The sequence below is a fragment of the Chryseobacterium cupriresistens genome (genome assembly GCF_046614675.1).
Lineage (GTDB): Bacteria > Bacteroidota > Bacteroidia > Flavobacteriales > Weeksellaceae > Chryseobacterium > Chryseobacterium cupriresistens.
On record NZ_JBKKJT010000001.1, the window covers coordinates 387,221 to 404,827 of the forward strand.

The following is a 17,607-nucleotide window of genomic DNA, read 5'->3' on the forward strand; positions in this document are numbered from 1 at the left end:
AATCAAATATTATGACAGATTCTTAAATTTTAGGGGTGAAGTCTGCGCATGCTTTTTAAAGAAATTATTAAAATGAGCAGGCTGATCAAATCCTAAAGTGTAACCGATCTGTGCAATATCCCAATTCGTATACTTCAGCAGGTTTTTAGACTCTTCAAACATCTTTTCTTTAATGATCTGTGTGGTCGTAAGGTTGGTTACAGATTTAACGGAAGAATTCAGATGATTGACATGTACGTTCAGGTGTGCAGCAAAATCGGAAGGCGTTTTTAAGGCCAGCGGATAAGCAGGAGAGTCCAGCGGAAACTGTTTGTTGAGGAGTTCATCAAATAACTTATACAGACGTACATTTGCGGGAAGTTCATTAGGATTGATATCTTCCACACGGTTTTCCAGCGCCAGGTGCATTACAGAAGCAAGATTGCTTTTGATACTGCTGCAGCGGAAAGGATAGGAAGAATTATTCATTCTGTAAATCTGATCAAAATATAGCATTGTCAGCTGAGCCTGTTCTTCTGTCAGAAAAACAACCGGCTTACTCCATTCCTTGAACATTGACGTTTTTTTAAACAGATTGAATTCAGAATTCCCATTAAAAAATTCCTGATTAAATAAACAAAAATATCCTTCCTGTACATCGCTTTCACACTCCCATGAATACGGAATGCTTGGAGAAGGAAAAAATAGGGCAGGACCATCTATATACAGCTGATGAGTACCATAATGAATGGTGCCCTTTCCAATAATAAAGCTTATTTTATAATAATCACGACGGTTGTAAGGGCTTTTAAAACTACAGTATTTCCGCATGGAAATATTGAAGTGAGATTTTCCCATTTCAAAATCCTCAGAATCAAACATTTTGATCTGGTTTTTACGGATGCGTCTGTAATAATCCTCTATTGTTTCCAGCTGATCACTCATAGGTAAAAATTATAAAAATCAAAGATAAGTAAACTGTTGTCTACTTAAGATCATTTTAAATGAGATAATAGAAATTAAAATGATAGTCTTCCTCAATAGTTGTGGAATTAAAAAAATGATTGATTACTATTATATAGGCAAATATCTATGGAATCTATGGTTAAAGCAGCTGGATTAACCTTTATTAATCTCCAGCTCCAAAATATGAGAAGGCAGTTGAAAAGGTCCGGCTTTTGAACTTCTCACAGCGATAAAACCGGATTCTTTTAAAAAGTCTGCAAGCGGATCATGATCCAGTATATTGATCCATATAATATCCGTAAAGCTCACTGCAGACCTGCATTTTTTCCAGAGAGACTGTCTTGTTTCAGGAAGATCAAACTCTGAAAGAATTACAAAACTGATTTCTGTAGCTCTTTTTCCGCCAGGAATTCCCGGATGTACCGAACCGCTTTTTATAATGCTGAATCCGATGGGTTTCTGATCTGCATACATCATGATCAGTTGGTTGGAAAGATCGTTCAGGTCATTGATCATCTTTCTCGGGTCTATTTCGTTGTGAATATATTTTTTGATTTCTTCTTCAGTTACAAATTCTTTGTGCAATGCATAAACGGAAGAATCAATGATGGCTATAAGATCAGAAATTCCCTCTTCAGAACCTACTGTAAATTTTGAAATGATATCCATGGGATTTTTTTTTATTCAAAATTATAAGATTAATCCATTCAAAAAGGATACAGTTCGTTAAAATATCATCGGTACAGACATTATTTGTTTAAAATTGTCCTATATCATTAAAATTTTAGTATAAAAATACTGGTAGAAATACAAAATAACTGCATTTTTAAAACAACGTAATCAAATACATATGAATTGAGGAGAATGAATGATTTACAGATAAAATTTTTAAGAAGATTTTTCTGTATGTTTCTTCGGTTCTTGTTGATTTTAAATAGTTTATTTAAATATTCACTGATGCTCTATGTCACAACGAATAACATGTTTTATTTTCTACAATAATTTGATCTTATTTTAAAATTTAAATTGAATTTAAGAAAGACTCAGAAAAAATGAGTAAATCCACTATTTTTTTTCAACACAATTAGGCTGGAATCGCCATAAAACCTATATTTGCAGCCTAAATTTTTAAATAAATGAAAGAACTAATTGAAAAAATCAACGCAGAATTTGAAGCGTTCACAACTGAGGCAAACCAACAAGCGGAAAAAGGAAACAAAGCAGCTGGTACAAGAGCTCGTAAAGCAGCTTTAGAACTAAGCAAATTGTTCAAAGAATTCAGAAAAGTTTCTGTAGAAGAAGCTAAGAAATAATTCACCTTTAGCCGGCTTTCAAGCCGGTTTTTTTATATACTGATTTCAATGGTATTTTCTTTGAAATAGGTTATTCTTACAGAAAGTGAATTGCCACTTCTAAAAATCATAAAGGCTGTCGGATTGATGACCTTTTTTGTAGATTATAGTTATTGATGAATTTTTATTGTTGTTTTTGAATAAAATATTGATAAAAATAATTGAAAAGCCTCTTTTTTAGGCTTAATTTTTCACCATCTCCCTGATTTCTTTTATCTTTAAACCAATCAATATATATTATGAGGATAAATAGATTTTTTGCAGTGCCTGCAGTAATGCTGGCTGCCCAGTTTTCATGGGCTCAGATAAAGGTTGATCCAAAAGAAAAGCTTAACCCTATCGTGAAAAGTTTTGTAGATGAAGTCAATAATAATTCCCAGCTTGAAAACCTGGCATCTGAACTGTTGGATGGCATCGGGCCTCGTCTTGTGGGAACTCCCGAAATGCTGGCAGCAAATGAATGGAGTGTTAATAAACTTCGCTCCTGGGGAGTAGATGCCAATCTTCAGCAATTCGGAACATGGAAAGGATGGCAGAGAGGAACTACTCATGTTGATATGACCTATCCACGCATAAAATCTCTTTCCGCAACTCAGCTGGCGTGGAGTCCGGCTACAAAAAAAGCCATTGAAGCGGAAGTGATCATTCTTCCGAAAGTGTCTTCTAAAGCTGAATTTGATCAATGGCTTCCTTCAGTGAAAGGAAAAATTGTGCTGATGGCACAATACCAGAAAATAGGACGCTCTGATGAACAAATCAAAGAATTTGCAACCCCCGAATTGTATGAAAAACTTAAAGCGGAAAAAGATCAGGCTGCCAAAGATTTTGCAGCTTATATAAAGAATATCGGCTATGATAATAACAGCCTTCCGGAAGCATTGGAAAAAGCAGGAGCGGCAGGTATTGCCATTTCAAACTGGACAGGTATTATGGGGGCTAACAGAATATTCGGCGCAAAAACTACCAAAATTCCTATGGTCGATATCGATTTGGAAGACTATGGTATGCTTTACAGAATGGCAGAAAAAGGAACTCGGCCTAAAATTAAAATTGATACCCAGTCAAAAATACTTCCGGAAGCCAAAAGCTTTAATACGATCGGAATGATCAAAGGCAAAGAAAAACCTGATGAATACGTGATTCTTTCTGCTCACCTTGACTCATGGGACGGAGCACAGGGAGCTACAGATAATGGTACCGGTACGATTACCATGCTGGAAGCCATGAGAATTCTGAAAAAATATTATCCTGATAACAAGAGAACTATTATCATCGGACTTTGGGGCAGTGAAGAGCAGGGATTAAACGGTTCAAGAGGTTTTGTTGCTGATAATCCTCAGATAATTAAAGGGGTACAGGCAGCCTTTAATCAGGATAACGGAACGGGGCGAGTGGTTAACATCAGTGGACAAGGATTTGTAAAAGCTTATGATTATGTAGGAAGATGGCTTGATGGCGTTCCAAAAGCCGTAAGAAGCCACATTAAGACAGATTTTCCAGGAATGCCTGGTGGTGGAGGTTCCGATCATGCTTCTTTCGTGGCAGCAGGAGTACCCGGAATTTCTTTAGGTTCTCTGAACTGGGGGTATTTTGGATATACATGGCATACCACGAAAGATACCTATGACAAGATCGTCTTTGATGAGGTGAAAAATAATGTGATTTTAACAGCGGCATTAGCTTATATGGCGTCCGAGGATCCTGAATTCAGTAACAGAGAAAAAAGAGTAATGCCTCAGGATGAAAAGGGAGAGGCGGTAAAATGGCCGGAAGTAAAAGAACCCCGAAGAAGTTCTAAAGATTATAAGTAGTTCTTTATTTGAAAAACAATAAAGAAGACTAATTTTAAATCTCTGAATATTATACCATATTCTGGTATATTCTTTTTGCCGTTATTGCTTAAAACGAGTATGTGTAGTTATATATGTTTTAGTCAATAACGGCATTTGTTATTATGAATTTTTCTAAAAACAGGAATATCTCTTACTGTATAACCGGAACGTGGTAAGATTCTGTTATTCTTATCCGGATTACATCCTTTAAACAAGGTAGTAAAAGCACAGCGTTTTAATCAGGAATGAATGGCATAATAAATTTATAGAGGCTGTGAATTGATTAAATACTGAATAAATTTTTCCATTTTGCAACGGTATTACGACTCAATTTAAAATGCAGGGCCAGCTGCGTATTATTAAGATAATTCTTTTTTTGATATTCAAGGATTTTGTGTATCGTTTCTTCATTGTAGGAACGATGAGACTGATTTGCCTTGATGTCCTGGTTATAATTAAATATTATTCTGTTAATTTCTATTACATCAAACGCTGACAGATTTTTCTTCGATAAAATTTTTGCACACTCGTCCTTTTTCTCAGGATATTTCAGGTCGACAAGATCAAGGTAAATCTTTTTATAATCAGGTGTCATTGAGTGAGATTGCTTGTGATGATCCATTTGTAACATAATAATATAAATTTTCAATTTTATAGCTCTTTTTTGAGCGAACTGTATTTAATAAAAAAAGAATACTAGAGTTCATAAATTAATTAAAGAGAGTGTCTCAACCAATTAAAAGAATGCTTTTAATATTTAAAATAATAAAGTAAAATTGTTTTTGAACTTTACAATAGTTTATTTCTTTAATGTCAGTTACAACTCTAGTACCTGGTCTTTATATCAACTAAAGGATTTGTGAGTTAATAGAAAGTATATAGTTTGTGTTTTTGTGCAAAAATATAGGTCTTGTTCTATACGCTGCAATATTTTGTATACATCATCTATACAGCTTTTTCTGAATGTCAAAAAAACCGAAAATTGCTTACAGATAACGGTTGGTTGTCTCTTACTATAAATCGGGAGTATTTGCTTGAAATAATGCATGTTCCATCGTGCTGTATCTGTGATGTATGTGTCATTTAATGCAGCATAATGCTTATTTTATACTTTTACGGTGAAACAAAAAACATTATGAAGAAAAAGATTGTATTAACCTTGCTTGTATTATTGTCGCTGGAGATGTATTCTCAGGGCGGGATTAATACTCCAAATTCTAAAATTACTATAAATGTAACGGGAAATTCAACCCAGTCATCTATCAACGATGGTATCCTGTTACCAAGAATTGCTGCCGCCCAGACTAAAATTATCCTTTCTTACAAGCTATAATACGATTATAGAAACAGGATGTGTTCGGATTATCTAATATCCTCTAAGTAATCCCTCGGGCCCGGCTTTGATTACTATCTGTTTAAGTAATTACAATAGCTTTTAACACATAATAAATTGGAAAAAAATGAAAAATTTCATCATGACTTTAATAAGTACTCTAATAGCTTTTTCGTGTGCTGTAAATGTTTCTCAAAAAGATATTCCTTATACATCAGCAAAGAAATACTTTGTTAAAAATATCTCCGATCAAAAAGATTTAACCGAAAAAATAATTACTTCACAGGAAGAATTTGATCAGATTTTTGGGCCTGCAACAACAATGGGCAGGAGCGGGAAGCCAACACCTATTGATTTTTCAAAAGAAAATGTACTTGCTCTTATTTACCCTAAAACCAATCTGGAAGTGGAGATTATCCCTGTCAGCCTTCAGCAGAAAGGTCAGAATATAGTATACTCTTATAAAGTGATCAAAGGAGGTCAGCGGAGTTTCATGACTATCCCCAATACCATTGTTATCATTCAAAAACTTGATTCAAAAAAAATAATTTTTCAGAAAGTACAGAAATAAGCAGAATTATTTGTTAGTATCAAAGGAACAGCAATTGAATATACAATATGATCAGCGTGAGCATAAAAAGAATATTTCAATTTTTAATGATGGTGTTTGCCCATTTGTCTATTTTTACTGTCTTATATTCTCAAAATTATACTCCGGACCAAATAGACAACGCATTAATAATTAAATCCGAGAAATTAAGAATAAGAGGTGAAAAAAAAGAATTAATTTCTTTCAACGAAAAATATATTATTATTTCCCAAAATCAGAATTATCTGAAAGGAGAAATTTTAGGTTATATCAATATTGCTAATATCTATGCAACCATAGGTGACTATAAAGAGTCTTTTTATTATCTGCGGAAAGCTGAAAGAAAAATCAAAAAAATCAATGATGCTTATTTGTCTGCCAGGCTATATCACGAATATGGACAGACTAATTATGGTATTGGGTTGTACACAAATGCATTGAAATATAATTCACAGTCTATTTACTATGGTAAGCTGATTTCCAATCGTAATGAAAGGGAAATATTATCAGGTATTTATGCAAGCAGGGCAGATTTCTTACATGATATCCACCAGCCTGATTCTTCGCTGGTTTATTTGCACAAAGCATTAAATATAAAATCTACTCCGGTAATTAATTCTTTGATAGCAAATCATTATATGGTTTATAGAGAGAATCCGGATTCATCTTCGTATTATTTGAATAATGCATTGAAACTACTGCAGAAAACGGATTACTGGAATGTCCAGAGAGGGCAGACTTACTACTTTTATGGTAATTTTCTTAATAAAAAAAAAGAGTACGAAAAAGCGTTGATGTACTATACAAAATCTGTTGCCATTTTAGAAAGAACCAAAAGAGTTTATAATATTCCTCTGCTATACAAAACAATAGCCGGTACTTATCGGATTTTAAATGACCAGAAGGGAGAAAAAGAATACCTTGAAAAGTATACAAGGATAAATGACAGTTTAAGCAAGGTTTGTAACGAAAGCATCAATATTTCTATCGATGAAATGATAAAGGAAAAAGAATCTGCAGATATTTCAAAGAAGAATGTATTTTTTGTTTATAAAAGTGTAGTTTTCTGTCTTATTGTTATTTTACTTTTAGCCTTTATCCACTGTCAACAGAATAGAGATATTATAAAACAAAAGGAATTTGAAACAGATGTCTTAAAGGAAAAACTTAATAATTCCTACGATTATATTATCGAGCTGGCCAAAAAAAACGACCCTAATTTTCTCAACAAATTTCAGGAAGCATATCCGGACTTTATTAAAAATTTACTTGAAATAAATTCTAATTTGTCAAAATCTGATTTAGCTTTTTGCGCGATGATATGGGCAGGATTTACATCAAAAGAAATCGCACAGTATACTTTTGTGGAACATCGGTCTGTCCAGAATAAAAAGCACAGACTCAGGAAAAAATTGAATATTTCTTCAGATGTTGATCTTTACTTTTTCTTTAAAAATCTTTCTGATGACAGCTGAGAATAGTAAATCGGGATAGATATATTGTTTTTTTTTAAGATATAGAAGTGTTGATTTTTAGAGTTTTATATATGTTGTTGTTGGATGTTGTATCTATGATGTATGTGGTCGTATGCTGTAAAAGTGGTATTGTGTTATAGTTTTGCATACAATTTAAAATACAATATTCATTATGAAAAAGAAAGCCATACTTATTACCAGTATCTTTATTTCCTTATTTTATTATTCCCAAGTTGGAATTAATACCTCTACTCCTATGAAGTCCCTGCATGTTAACGGATCTTTACAGGTTGTCAATGAACTGAATGTGGGAGGGACTGCTTCTACCGCAGGTTCGGCAGGAACTGCAGGGCAGGTTCTTAAGTCTAATGGACCGGGTAATGCTCCTACCTGGGAGTCTATTGCAGGTGTTCCAAGTTCTACAGGAACTGTGATCGTGGTAAATGGACAATTTCTGGTGGCCCAGGAAATTATTGTACAAATGACTAATGATTTCACGGTTACAGCTGGTTCCAACGGTGGTGTTCCGGTTGCTATAGGAAGTTTAAATAATGAAATTGTAGATAATGAAAATCTGTATACGGGTTCACCATCCACTAATTCATTTAAAGTATCAGCTGATGGTGTATATCAGGTAACAATGAACGGACAGTTATCTACAACTAATGATAGTAATAATCAACCTACGGTTCCAGTATTAGGCATATGGGATGATACAATTAGTGGCTGGGTGGCGCGTGTTAATGATGTTTATTGGGCAGGATCATCAACTTCACCCGGAGGTGAGCCAAAGCAAACCTATACTCTCATTACTTCAATTCCTATGTTAGCTTCTCATACCTATTCTTTCAGACTGTATAATACAGAGGATGTAACTATCAGGTATTTAAGCTCAGGTGCTACAGGATCTGGCCCTGTTACTCAAATGTCCGTAAAACGATTAAAGTAGAGTACACTTTTATCTTAATTTCTACATTTTACTAAAAAACAGACTAAAATTAGCCTGTTTTTTTATTTTTCATTCGTTGCTTTTTTTGACAATTCATTACACGAGCATAAAATGATAGATTTAATTTATCTTTGATAAATTGACATTAAAGTGATATTATAACTATGCAAAAATAAAGTGGAAGTGTCTACTTATTTTTATCCGTATACTTTGCTATCCACTTATATAGTGTAGTTTTTGGGATTTTATAATCATTTATTATTTCCAGCTTTGTTTTTTTTCCTGTTTCAATCTGCTCAAGAATAAATTCTATTATTTCCTTGGTGTAGATGTTTTTCCTGAACGCAGGCAGAGAAGATGTTTTTTTATCGGAAGTTTTATGGGAAGCTACCTTTTTGGGAGGAGAAAAGAGTATAAGATGCTGTGAGTATGCCCGGAAAAAATCATACTCCAGCAGCTTGCTCCATCTCAATAATTTATCAGTTGTCAGGTCTTGTTCAAGGAACATTTGTTCAATTTCAGATTCAGTACATTTCATGAAACTGCATGCTCTCTGCATGTCCAGTGCTTCTTCCTGAAACTTAGCTTTAATAGTACTGCCAATATGTATTTTTTTAAAATTCAAAATAAACGGTATTATATAATTAAAATTTTTTTTCGCAAAAAATAATTAAGTCTTAGGACTTATTTTCGTTGGGCTGATGACAAAAATGGGTCTGAATTAAAATGAATATCTTCATTAATATTCTATACAGGTGATATTAATTCCTACCTGAGAAGAAAAAATAATAGGTAAACCTTTTTTTATCATTTGTTCAAATTTAGCATTCATTATTTTTTTTTAATCAAATAGCTGTACATCAGAGATACATCAATTTTTATGGTGTAGGATCAAAAAACTCCCGTAAAACGGGAGTAGCAACTTTGATCAGTATTATAGAATTCTATAAAAATGAAAACTGATTTTGTTATTAAATATTGAGAACTGAAAGTTTTACAACAGATGTTTTTGTTTGTGTAAAAACTTTAGTTAAATCCTCAATTCAATATTTCTTTTGTGCTTTATATCAGATTATATTAATAAATTTTACTGTTACAAAGTTAAATCTGGCATATGATTAAAGCAAAATTTTATATACATCAAAAGTACATCAATTTACAGTTTGCTGCTATAATAGCATCCGGGGCATGAAAATCTAATGCAAAAATGGAATTTTATCAATTGATTATACTACCTCAATAAATTATTGATATAAATTAATTTCCTGATGATTTCAAATTTATTAAAATTGATTGTTTATGTGTTTCAATTAATCAATATATAGTGAATATAATAATGATATGTTTTTAAATTTAACTAAAATTAGCAAAAAATTTGTAACTATATATTTTTTTTATTTAATTTTATGGAAACTAAATTATGCGTTATAATTTGGTTGAAAAAGTTATTATTAATATCTTGTTAGGTAGTTTTTATGTGTTAGAACCTGATGTTGCTTTTTCACTTTAGAAACTTATTATTATTTAATTTACTATGCAAACATTAAAGCTGAGCCAATTTTCGAAAGTATTGCTAAGCACCCTGATATATTTTTTGTTTTCTAACTTATTCTATTCTCAGACATACACCCCTCAATATATAGATAGTATGTTGATAAAAGTAAATGAGAATTTAAGAGTAAGTGGCAGAAAGAAAGAATTAATTGATCTTAATACGAAATTTTACAATATCAGTAAAAAACAGGATTATAAAAAAGGAGTGGTCATTTCATACATTAATTTGGGGAATATGTATGCTACCGTCGGGATGTATGAAAAAGCCTTCAAATACCTTCAGTTGGCTGAAGAAGACCTTGAAGGGATGGAAGATTACTACCTGTATACAAGACTATATCAGGAGTATGGCCAGGCTAATTTTGTAATAGGTCTTTATAAAAAAGCCATTAAGTATAATTCCAGGTCAATTTATTATGGTAAACAAATAAAGGATAAGCATGATCGGGAGATTTTATCTGTTGTTTATGCAAACAGAGCCGACTTTTTAAGGGAAACAAATTCGGTTGATTCTTCGTTAATCTATCTACACAAAGCTTTAGATGTAAAACCAACACCGGTTATCAATTCCACGATTGCTAATCACTATCTGCTTTTTGGTAAAAATGAGGATTCTGCACAGGTATATTTTAACAGGGCTTTTTCTCTTTTAGAAAAAAAAGATTACTGGGATTCCCAGAGAGCGCTTACTTATTTTTATTATGGGAATTTTTTATTTGAAAAACAGGATTATAGTCAGGCATTAGATTATTATATTAAATCGGTAGAAATACTCAAAAAAACCCAAAGAATCTATCAGGTTCCCGTATTGTATCAAGCTATTGCCAAGACCTATAAAAAACTAAACAATAACTCAAAAGAGAAAGATTATCTGGAAAAATATGCTAAATTAAACGATAGTCTGGAAAAGGTATGGGATGAATCAATCAATACTTCTGTTGATAAAATGATTCAGGAAAAGGAGAAAAATGATATTGAAAAAAAGTATTCAACCATCGTATATAATGTAATCGTTTTTGTATTATTGGGTGTTATTGTATTTGTATATTGGGTTTATCAGAAAAGAATTACTAAAAAGCGTAAAATAATAGAGGAGAAAGAATTAGAGACGGAATCTCTGATGAAAAAAATGTCTGCTAATGATGAAAGGCTGGTGTTTTTAGCAAAGAAAAATGATCCTTTGTTTTTTAATGAATATCAAAGTGCTTATCCTGAGCTGGTTGAAAAGCTTTTTGAGATTAATCCAAAGCTGTCAGCAAATGAGCTTTCTTTCTGTGCAATGATACAGCTGGGCTTTTCCTCTAAGGAAATTGCACAATATGGCTTTATGCAGCACAGATCGGTACAAACAAAGAAAAATAGATTAAGGAAAAAATTAAATATTCCATCCGATGTGGATCTTTATTTTTTCTTGCAAAATTTAAATTCCAAATAATATTCAATCGCATTGTACGCGCACTTGTAAGTGTATTTTTTGTAAAAAATAAAGACTGTCTTGAGAGACCGCCTTTATTTGGTTATATCGGTAACGCGGAGTCCTACTTGTGAAAAGGAAAGAATCGCCGGCTCGTACAAAGGGTTGGTTAACTTTCCAAATCCATATTTACAAAAGATAAATGGTAATCCATTGGATGTTGCAGAATCATAATCAGTTTGGGTATCTCCAATATATAGGGTGTCTTCAGCAGATAAATAATTTCTTTCCATAAGAAGCTGTATGTTTTCAGATTTATTTTTTTTGGTCCGCCCGTGAGACTCAAAATCTACAAACAGATCACTGAATTGATAATAATCTAAAAAAGATTCAATATAGCCATCCTGACAGTTGCTTACAATGAAAAGGGAATAGGTATTAGCCAGATTCTTTAAAGTCTCTTCCACACCATCATATAAAATTCCACCTTCTAAGTGAAGTATTTTATTCTCTTCGCCTACAATTTCAGAAAGAAGTTTCTGAGCCTGCAGGTCTGAAATGCCGGGAATAATATCTTTTACAATATCATGAGCTAATAATCCCATATACTGATCCATGTCTTCAGGCTTCAGTTCTTTTTGGATCAACTGATGTTTACCCAATACTTTATTCCATATTTTGATAATCGTAGCTCTGGAATCCCATAATGTTCCATCCAGATCGAAGATTAGATTCTTTGTTTTCAAAATGATAATTGTTGGTTTAATTTAAATACATAACGGTTAAAAATTACAAAATCATGCTCAGCTGCACTCTTTTTCTTGCTTCATCTACTTCCGTTACCTTTACACGAACATGCTGATGAAGTTTTACCACTTCATTGACATCTGATACAAAGCCATCTTTAAGCTGGGAAATATGAACCAGCCCGCTTTCTTTGATTCCTAGATCTACGAAACACCCAAAAGCGGTAATGTTATTGACAATTCCCGGAAGAATCATTCCTGCTTTTAAATCTTTGATGCTTTTAACATTCGGATCGAATTCAAATACTTTTGCTGCTTTTCTTGGGTCCAGTCCCGGCTTCTCAAGTTCTTTTAAAATATCTTTAATTCCTAAAATTCCGATTTCTCCTGTTGTATAGTTTTCCGGTTTTACCAGAGTTATTTTTTCTTTATTGGCAATCAGCTCAGTGGTTTTAATACCCAAATCTTTTGCCATTTTCTCTACAATTCCATACGCTTCCGGATGTACTGCAGAGTTATCCAATGGGTTTTTGGCATTGGTGATTCTCACGAAAGCGGCGGCTTGCTGGAACGCTTTTTCTCCAAGTCTTGGAACTTTTTTAAGCTGTTTTCTGTCTTCAAATGCTCCGTTCTCAGTACGGTAATTCACAATGTTTTCTGCCATTTTCTCTCCGATTCCGGAAACATAGCTTAATAGAGACTTACTGGCGGTATTTAAATTAATTCCCACAGAATTTACACATTTCATGACAGTAGAATCCAGCTCATTTTTAAGTTGAGTCTGGTCCACATCGTGCTGATATTGCCCAACGCCTATAGATTTGGCATCAATTTTCACCAATTCAGCCAGTGGATCAGAAAGTCTTCTTCCGATAGAAACAGCTCCACGTACTGTTACATCATACGAAGGAAACTCATCTCTTGCAATTTTACTTGCAGAATACACGGATGCTCCGGCTTCAGAAACCACAAAAACCTGCAAAGGCTTATCAAAAGCGATCTTTTTAATGAAAAATTCTGTTTCGCGGCTTGCTGTTCCGTTACCAATAGAAATAGCTTCAATATTATAGGCATTTACCATAGAACGGATTTTTTTCATCGCCATTCCGCTTTCATTCTGCGGAGCGTGAGGGTAGAGGGTTTCGTTATGCAGTAAGTCTCCCTTCTCATCCAGGCACACAACTTTGCATCCGCTTCGGTATCCGGGATCTATTGCCAGAATTCTTTTTTCTCCCAAAGGTGGGGCAAGAAGCAGTTGGCTTAAATTCTCAGAGAAAATTTCAATCGCTTTTTTGTCTGCTTTTTCTTTGGCTTCCTGTAATGTTTCATTTGAAATAGCAGGTTCCAGAAGCCTTTTGTAGCTGTCTTTTATCGCCAGTGCAATCTGTTCTGAACTTTCATTGTTGGATTTAATGACCGCTTTTTCAATAAAACCGATTGCTTCTTCTTTATCTACAGCTACATTCGTTTTGACGAAGCCTTCAGCTTCTGCTCTCAACATTGCCAGAAGCCTGTGGGAAGGAGTTCTGGCAAGACTTTCTTCCCATTCAAAATATTGGGAGAATTTCTGTGCATCTTCTTCATCTTTTTTGGCTTTTACAACTTTAGAAGTGATAACAGCCTTACGCTGAAATAATCTGCGGAGGTTTTTGCGGACATACATGTTTTCGTTGATCCATTCTGCCATGATGTCTCTCGCTCCCTGCAATGCTTCTTCTTCAGAACTTACTTCATTGTTAAGGTATTTTGAAGCCAGAAAACGAAGATCATTACTTTTCTGACTCATAATAATTCTGGCTAAAGGTTCAAGTCCTTTTTCCTTGGCTGTATCTGCTTTGGTTTTCTTACGCTTTTTGAAAGGCAGGTAAAGGTCTTCCAGCTCCTGGATATCAAAGCTTTCTTCTATTCTCTGCTGAAGTTCAGGAGTTAATGAATTCTGCTCTTCTATCGATTTTACAATAGATTCTTTTCTTTTAACAATGTCTTCAAACTGCTTGCTGATTTTTGAAATCTGTTCAATCTGTGTTTCATCTAGGTTTCCGGTCTTATCTTTTCGGTAACGCGAAATAAAAGGAATGGTGCAGTCTTCTGCTAATAATTGTAAAGTATTGTTGATGCTCTTTTCAGAAATGCTGAGCTGTCTCTGGATAAATTCTACGGTCGTCATTGTTCTGTTTTCGGATAGCTAAAATAGCATTTTAAAACCAAAAAAGGCGAGTTACCCCGCCTTGAATGTTTTCACAACGCCAGAGAAGTATAGGGGTTCAATCAAAATAATATGAATAAATAAGGAGATGATAATGATTTTGGAAAAATTTTTCAAAAGGATGTAAGACATAAAAAATCCCTCGATTTGAGGGATTATATATTTAAATTAAATAGGAACGCAATAGCAATTACATGCAGAATCTGATTCTGGGCCACAGATTCCGGTAGCGTCGCAGATTAACATGTATTGAGGTTGACAAATACCATCTCTGTTACCACCACCATTTACTTTTTTTAACTGATCTCTAGAAATTTTTTTGAAATTTTTCATGTTATAATTTTAATTTTTAAGTTTAAATATATAAATTATTTTCTATTTATAGAAATAGCATGAAAAAATATTTATGTTTTACAATAGATTCTTTTCTTTTAACAATGTCCTCAAACTGCTTGCTGATTTTTGAAATCTGTTCAATCTGTGTTTCATCAAGGTTTCCGGTCTTATCTTTTCGGTAACGCGAAATAAAAGGAATGGTGCAGTCTTCTGCTAATAATTGTAAAGTATTGTTGATGCTCTTTTCAGAAATGCTGAGATGTCTCTGGATAAATTCTACGGTCGTCATTGTTCTGTTTTTGATAGTTAAATAGGGTTTTGGAATAAAAAAGAACATATGAATATAAAAAGCCCGATCACATTGTATAGTAATCGGGCATCATGATTTACTTAAATGAATTAAGGCATAACTTCGTTATAATAAAGCGGGATATCATTGTTTTTATCATATCCCATGATGATGATTCTATACTTCTTTGCATCGTCATTATTGTAAAATTCTAGAGGAACGCTTTTTTGAGATTGAGCGTCAAGGAATGGATTCCAGTATAGAACACTTCTGGTATCACTTACGATATTCTTAAAGCTGTCACTCTCATAGACGGGATTTTCTAGGGGAGTTTCTTTATCGTATCCTGATAGTGTTATTTGCCTCAACTGTGATGGCTGGCTTCTATCTATGATTTTCCCATCGGAGTTACCTCTGCGGGTGTAAATAGCTATAGCGCCATTGCTTCCTGCAAAACCTCCGGCAAAAAAGCCTTTTATAACCTTCACCATAGCGATTTCTGATGTAGACATATTGGATATTTGATCCGGTGTTGCTAACATTTCATCCAGATAAACTGTAGTTTTCTCTCCTCGCAAATAGGGAATAGAAGTTCCGTTTTGAGATTGTAAACTCAATCCGGCAACTCTTCCCTGCAGCCATTGCAAAATATTAATGGCGGAAGAGGTATTTATATCGTTTACAAAGTCGAAAACATCTTCATGAGAACTTCTGAATAAAGCGCTGCTAAGTTCATTATTTAATTTCTTTGTTTTATTTTTCAGTTCTCCTTTAATCTTTACTTCTTCAATATTAATAACTTTTTCACTTATGATTTTTTGAGTATTGAGAGCATTAATTACTCTGTTTATTTCTTCGGACGGTTTATCATCAGGAAGCCTTGGAGTTAGTTTATAAGAGACTGATGGAAGATTTTTTGAATAAGGGATGAAATTAAAATTGGGTTGAAAATAAACTGAGTAATTATTGTTGTATTCTTTCGAATCAGAATTTAGCTGATATGAAAATTTCATAGAATCTTCAAAGATCAAATTTTTCAAAACAAAAAATCCACTATCATCCGATTTTACCTGAAATACTTTAGGTCCAGAACCGGAACTAAAAATCAAGTTTACATCTGTTTTTGGGGCAGGCTTTCCCTCAATATTTACTTTTCCTTTAAATGAGAGGTAATTTTCCGGTTGATATCTAATTTTTGGATAATTTCCTGAAATAATTGATTTCCAATTAAACCGAGTCCACTTTTCTGAAATTAATAGAGCATCAAGAGCTTCTGTATTGCGGTTCTTTGTAAAATATTGAGCAGGATTGATAACTGGAGAAGAAATATCCCCCGTTAACCATAAAGAACTCAATAAACTTTGATCTTCCTCCGTACTTCTTGTATTGGCATCCATTACTAAAACTGTGTAGTTAGAGTAATTATCATCTTTTGGAATGTCAAATGAGTTTTTACTGCGCGGAGTATTCTTTAAGGAAACGGATTGCAGTGAGGGCTGTTTAACTTTTAACAGTTGAGGTTGTACAAAGACAAGTCTATTAGAGATTACATCCTCTTTGTCATCAAAAACAGTAAGCTGCAATATTCCATTGACAAGTTGCTGGTTAGAAATAGAATATTGGCTGCCCTCAGATATTTTGCCGATTTTTGCTTTGTAAACAAGTTGATTATTGATGGTTCCCAGTACAGTGTAATATTGTGAATCCTGGGATATATCTTTTGATGTTAGAGTATATTTAATATTATCTTTATCAGCTACAACCTGGATTCCAATTCCAGATGAAGTAACAGTTGGGAGCATAACATTTTGTTTTCTTCCGTTTTTATCCTTAACAATAAGCTGGTATTTTTTTCCAATTTTCGGAGTAATGTGGAATAGTCCGATATTTTGGTCAAACCCTGTGAATGTTGTTATTTTTGTATCCGGGTTATCTACATCAATGACATATCCTTCCCATTCTGAGGGAGCTATTCCTGAAGATTGGATCCTTACAGCTACTTTTGTATTAAATCCATCGATAAAGCTTCCGCTTTCGGGATAAACTGATGCTTTCCATTCGCCAAAATCGGCTATGAGTTTTGAGGGTGAAGAAGGATTATAAACGGTAACAGGCCTGATAAACTGAAAGTCCTCACTGAAATTTGCCATCCAGCTGGTATAAGCTCTGATGTAATATATGTCCTCTTTTAAAGACGCTGGAAGAGCAATGTTTCCACTTCCTTCCCCGTTAAATAATGGAATCATTTTTTTACCGATCTGATTCTTATTGCTGTCATATAGTTCCAGAAATAATGATGTTGAAATAGCAGAAGTTGTATACCCATCGAATACAAAAGATTTAAATCGCAAGTTTTCTCCTGCAATGTAACTGCTTTTGTCAAGCATTAAATGAATTTTTTCCTGAGGATATTTTTGTTCAAATGTTTTTATTGCTTGTTCAGCTTTTGTTTGGGCATTAAGACAACTTGTAGTGCTTAAAGCAAATAGAAGTATTAGTTTTTTTGACATATTTCATGTAAAGATTTGTGTTTTTACAAAAGATAAAAATACAATTTTACCCATAAATAAAATAATAGAAATTGGTT

The 17,607-nt window shown here is 33.6% G+C and carries 15 protein-coding genes and 1 pseudogene; 7 read left to right on the forward strand and 9 right to left on the reverse strand.

Annotation, left to right across the window (positions count from 1 at the left end):
* Window positions 1–9: 9 nt before the first annotated feature.
* Window positions 10–924: a helix-turn-helix domain-containing protein gene (locus ACLI50_RS01805; RefSeq protein WP_110011150.1), complete on the reverse strand. Its 915-nt coding sequence runs from the start codon at window positions 922–924 to the stop codon at window positions 10–12.
* 174 nt (window positions 925–1,098) lie between these two features.
* The gene (locus ACLI50_RS01810; RefSeq protein ID WP_411413033.1) at window positions 1,099–1,614 is read right to left on the reverse strand and encodes a hypothetical protein; all 516 of its coding nucleotides are present in this window, start codon (window positions 1,612–1,614) and stop codon (window positions 1,099–1,101) included.
* A 467-nt stretch (window positions 1,615–2,081) separates the two neighbouring features.
* Here ACLI50_RS01810 and ACLI50_RS01815 point away from each other — a divergent pair, with 467 nt between their 5' ends.
* Both ACLI50_RS01815 and ACLI50_RS01820 read left to right on the forward strand, forming a co-directional pair.
* Window positions 2,082–2,258 carry a histone H1 gene (locus tag ACLI50_RS01815; protein ID WP_002978882.1) on the forward strand — a complete coding sequence of 59 codons (177 nt, stop codon included), beginning with the start codon at window positions 2,082–2,084 and terminating at the stop codon, window positions 2,256–2,258.
* Window positions 2,259–2,536: 278 nt separating this feature from the next.
* The gene (locus ACLI50_RS01820; RefSeq protein WP_411413034.1) at window positions 2,537–4,108 is read left to right on the forward strand and encodes a M20/M25/M40 family metallo-hydrolase; all 1,572 of its coding nucleotides are present in this window, start codon (window positions 2,537–2,539) and stop codon (window positions 4,106–4,108) included.
* A 304-nt stretch (window positions 4,109–4,412) separates the two neighbouring features.
* Here ACLI50_RS01820 and ACLI50_RS01825 read toward each other — a convergent pair whose 3' ends face one another.
* Window positions 4,413–4,760, reverse strand: a complete 348-nt coding sequence (locus ACLI50_RS01825) for a helix-turn-helix domain-containing protein (protein ID WP_227944437.1) — start codon at window positions 4,758–4,760, stop codon at window positions 4,413–4,415.
* Window positions 4,761–5,264: 504 nt separating this feature from the next.
* Here ACLI50_RS01825 and ACLI50_RS01830 point away from each other — a divergent pair.
* The 4 genes from ACLI50_RS01830 to ACLI50_RS01845 all read left to right on the forward strand — a co-directional run bounded on the left by ACLI50_RS01830 (window position 5,265) and on the right by ACLI50_RS01845 (window position 8,475).
* A complete protein-coding gene (locus ACLI50_RS01830) occupies window positions 5,265–5,462 on the forward strand; it encodes a hypothetical protein (RefSeq protein WP_411413035.1) in 198 nt (65 codons plus the stop codon).
* A 127-nt stretch (window positions 5,463–5,589) separates the two neighbouring features.
* Window positions 5,590–6,033: a hypothetical protein gene (locus ACLI50_RS01835; protein WP_411413036.1), complete on the forward strand. Its 444-nt coding sequence runs from the start codon at window positions 5,590–5,592 to the stop codon at window positions 6,031–6,033.
* A gap of 86 nt (window positions 6,034–6,119) precedes the next feature.
* Window positions 6,120–7,526 carry a LuxR C-terminal-related transcriptional regulator gene (locus ACLI50_RS01840; RefSeq protein WP_411413037.1) on the forward strand — a complete coding sequence of 469 codons (1,407 nt, stop codon included), beginning with the start codon at window positions 6,120–6,122 and terminating at the stop codon, window positions 7,524–7,526.
* A 172-nt stretch (window positions 7,527–7,698) separates the two neighbouring features.
* Window positions 7,699–8,475 carry a hypothetical protein gene (locus ACLI50_RS01845; RefSeq protein WP_411413038.1) on the forward strand — a complete coding sequence of 259 codons (777 nt, stop codon included), beginning with the start codon at window positions 7,699–7,701 and terminating at the stop codon, window positions 8,473–8,475.
* 187 nt (window positions 8,476–8,662) lie between these two features.
* On the opposite strand, the gene ACLI50_RS01850 is transcribed toward ACLI50_RS01845, so the two are convergent.
* Window positions 8,663–9,100, reverse strand: coding sequence for a transposase (locus ACLI50_RS01850; RefSeq protein ID WP_202838755.1), 438 nt, complete (start codon window positions 9,098–9,100; stop codon window positions 8,663–8,665).
* Between the two features lie 1,023 nt (window positions 9,101–10,123).
* Here ACLI50_RS01850 and ACLI50_RS01855 point away from each other — a divergent pair.
* On the forward strand, window positions 10,124–11,464 hold the full coding sequence (locus ACLI50_RS01855; RefSeq protein WP_343641365.1) for a LuxR C-terminal-related transcriptional regulator: 1,341 nt from the start codon (window positions 10,124–10,126) through the stop codon (window positions 11,462–11,464).
* Between the two features lie 74 nt (window positions 11,465–11,538).
* On the opposite strand, the gene ACLI50_RS01860 is transcribed toward ACLI50_RS01855, so the two are convergent.
* The 5 genes and pseudogenes from ACLI50_RS01860 to ACLI50_RS01880 all read right to left on the reverse strand — a co-directional run bounded on the left by ACLI50_RS01860 (window position 11,539) and on the right by ACLI50_RS01880 (window position 17,530).
* Window positions 11,539–12,189, reverse strand: coding sequence for an HAD family hydrolase (locus tag ACLI50_RS01860; RefSeq protein WP_202838757.1), 651 nt, complete (start codon window positions 12,187–12,189; stop codon window positions 11,539–11,541).
* 43 nt (window positions 12,190–12,232) lie between these two features.
* A complete protein-coding gene (locus ACLI50_RS01865) occupies window positions 12,233–14,356 on the reverse strand; it encodes a Tex family protein (RefSeq protein ID WP_411413039.1) in 2,124 nt (707 codons plus the stop codon).
* Window positions 14,357–14,563: 207 nt separating this feature from the next.
* Entirely contained in the window at window positions 14,564–14,728 is a 165-nt protein-coding gene (locus ACLI50_RS01870; protein ID WP_411413040.1) for a bacteriocin-like protein, read from the reverse strand.
* Window positions 14,729–14,804: 76 nt separating this feature from the next.
* Window positions 14,805–15,020 (reverse strand): annotated as a pseudogene (locus ACLI50_RS01875) (Tex-like N-terminal domain-containing protein); the annotation flags it as partial.
* 110 nt (window positions 15,021–15,130) lie between these two features.
* Window positions 15,131–17,530, reverse strand: a complete 2,400-nt coding sequence (locus ACLI50_RS01880; protein WP_411413041.1) for a hypothetical protein — start codon at window positions 17,528–17,530, stop codon at window positions 15,131–15,133.
* Window positions 17,531–17,607 lie beyond the last annotated feature (77 nt).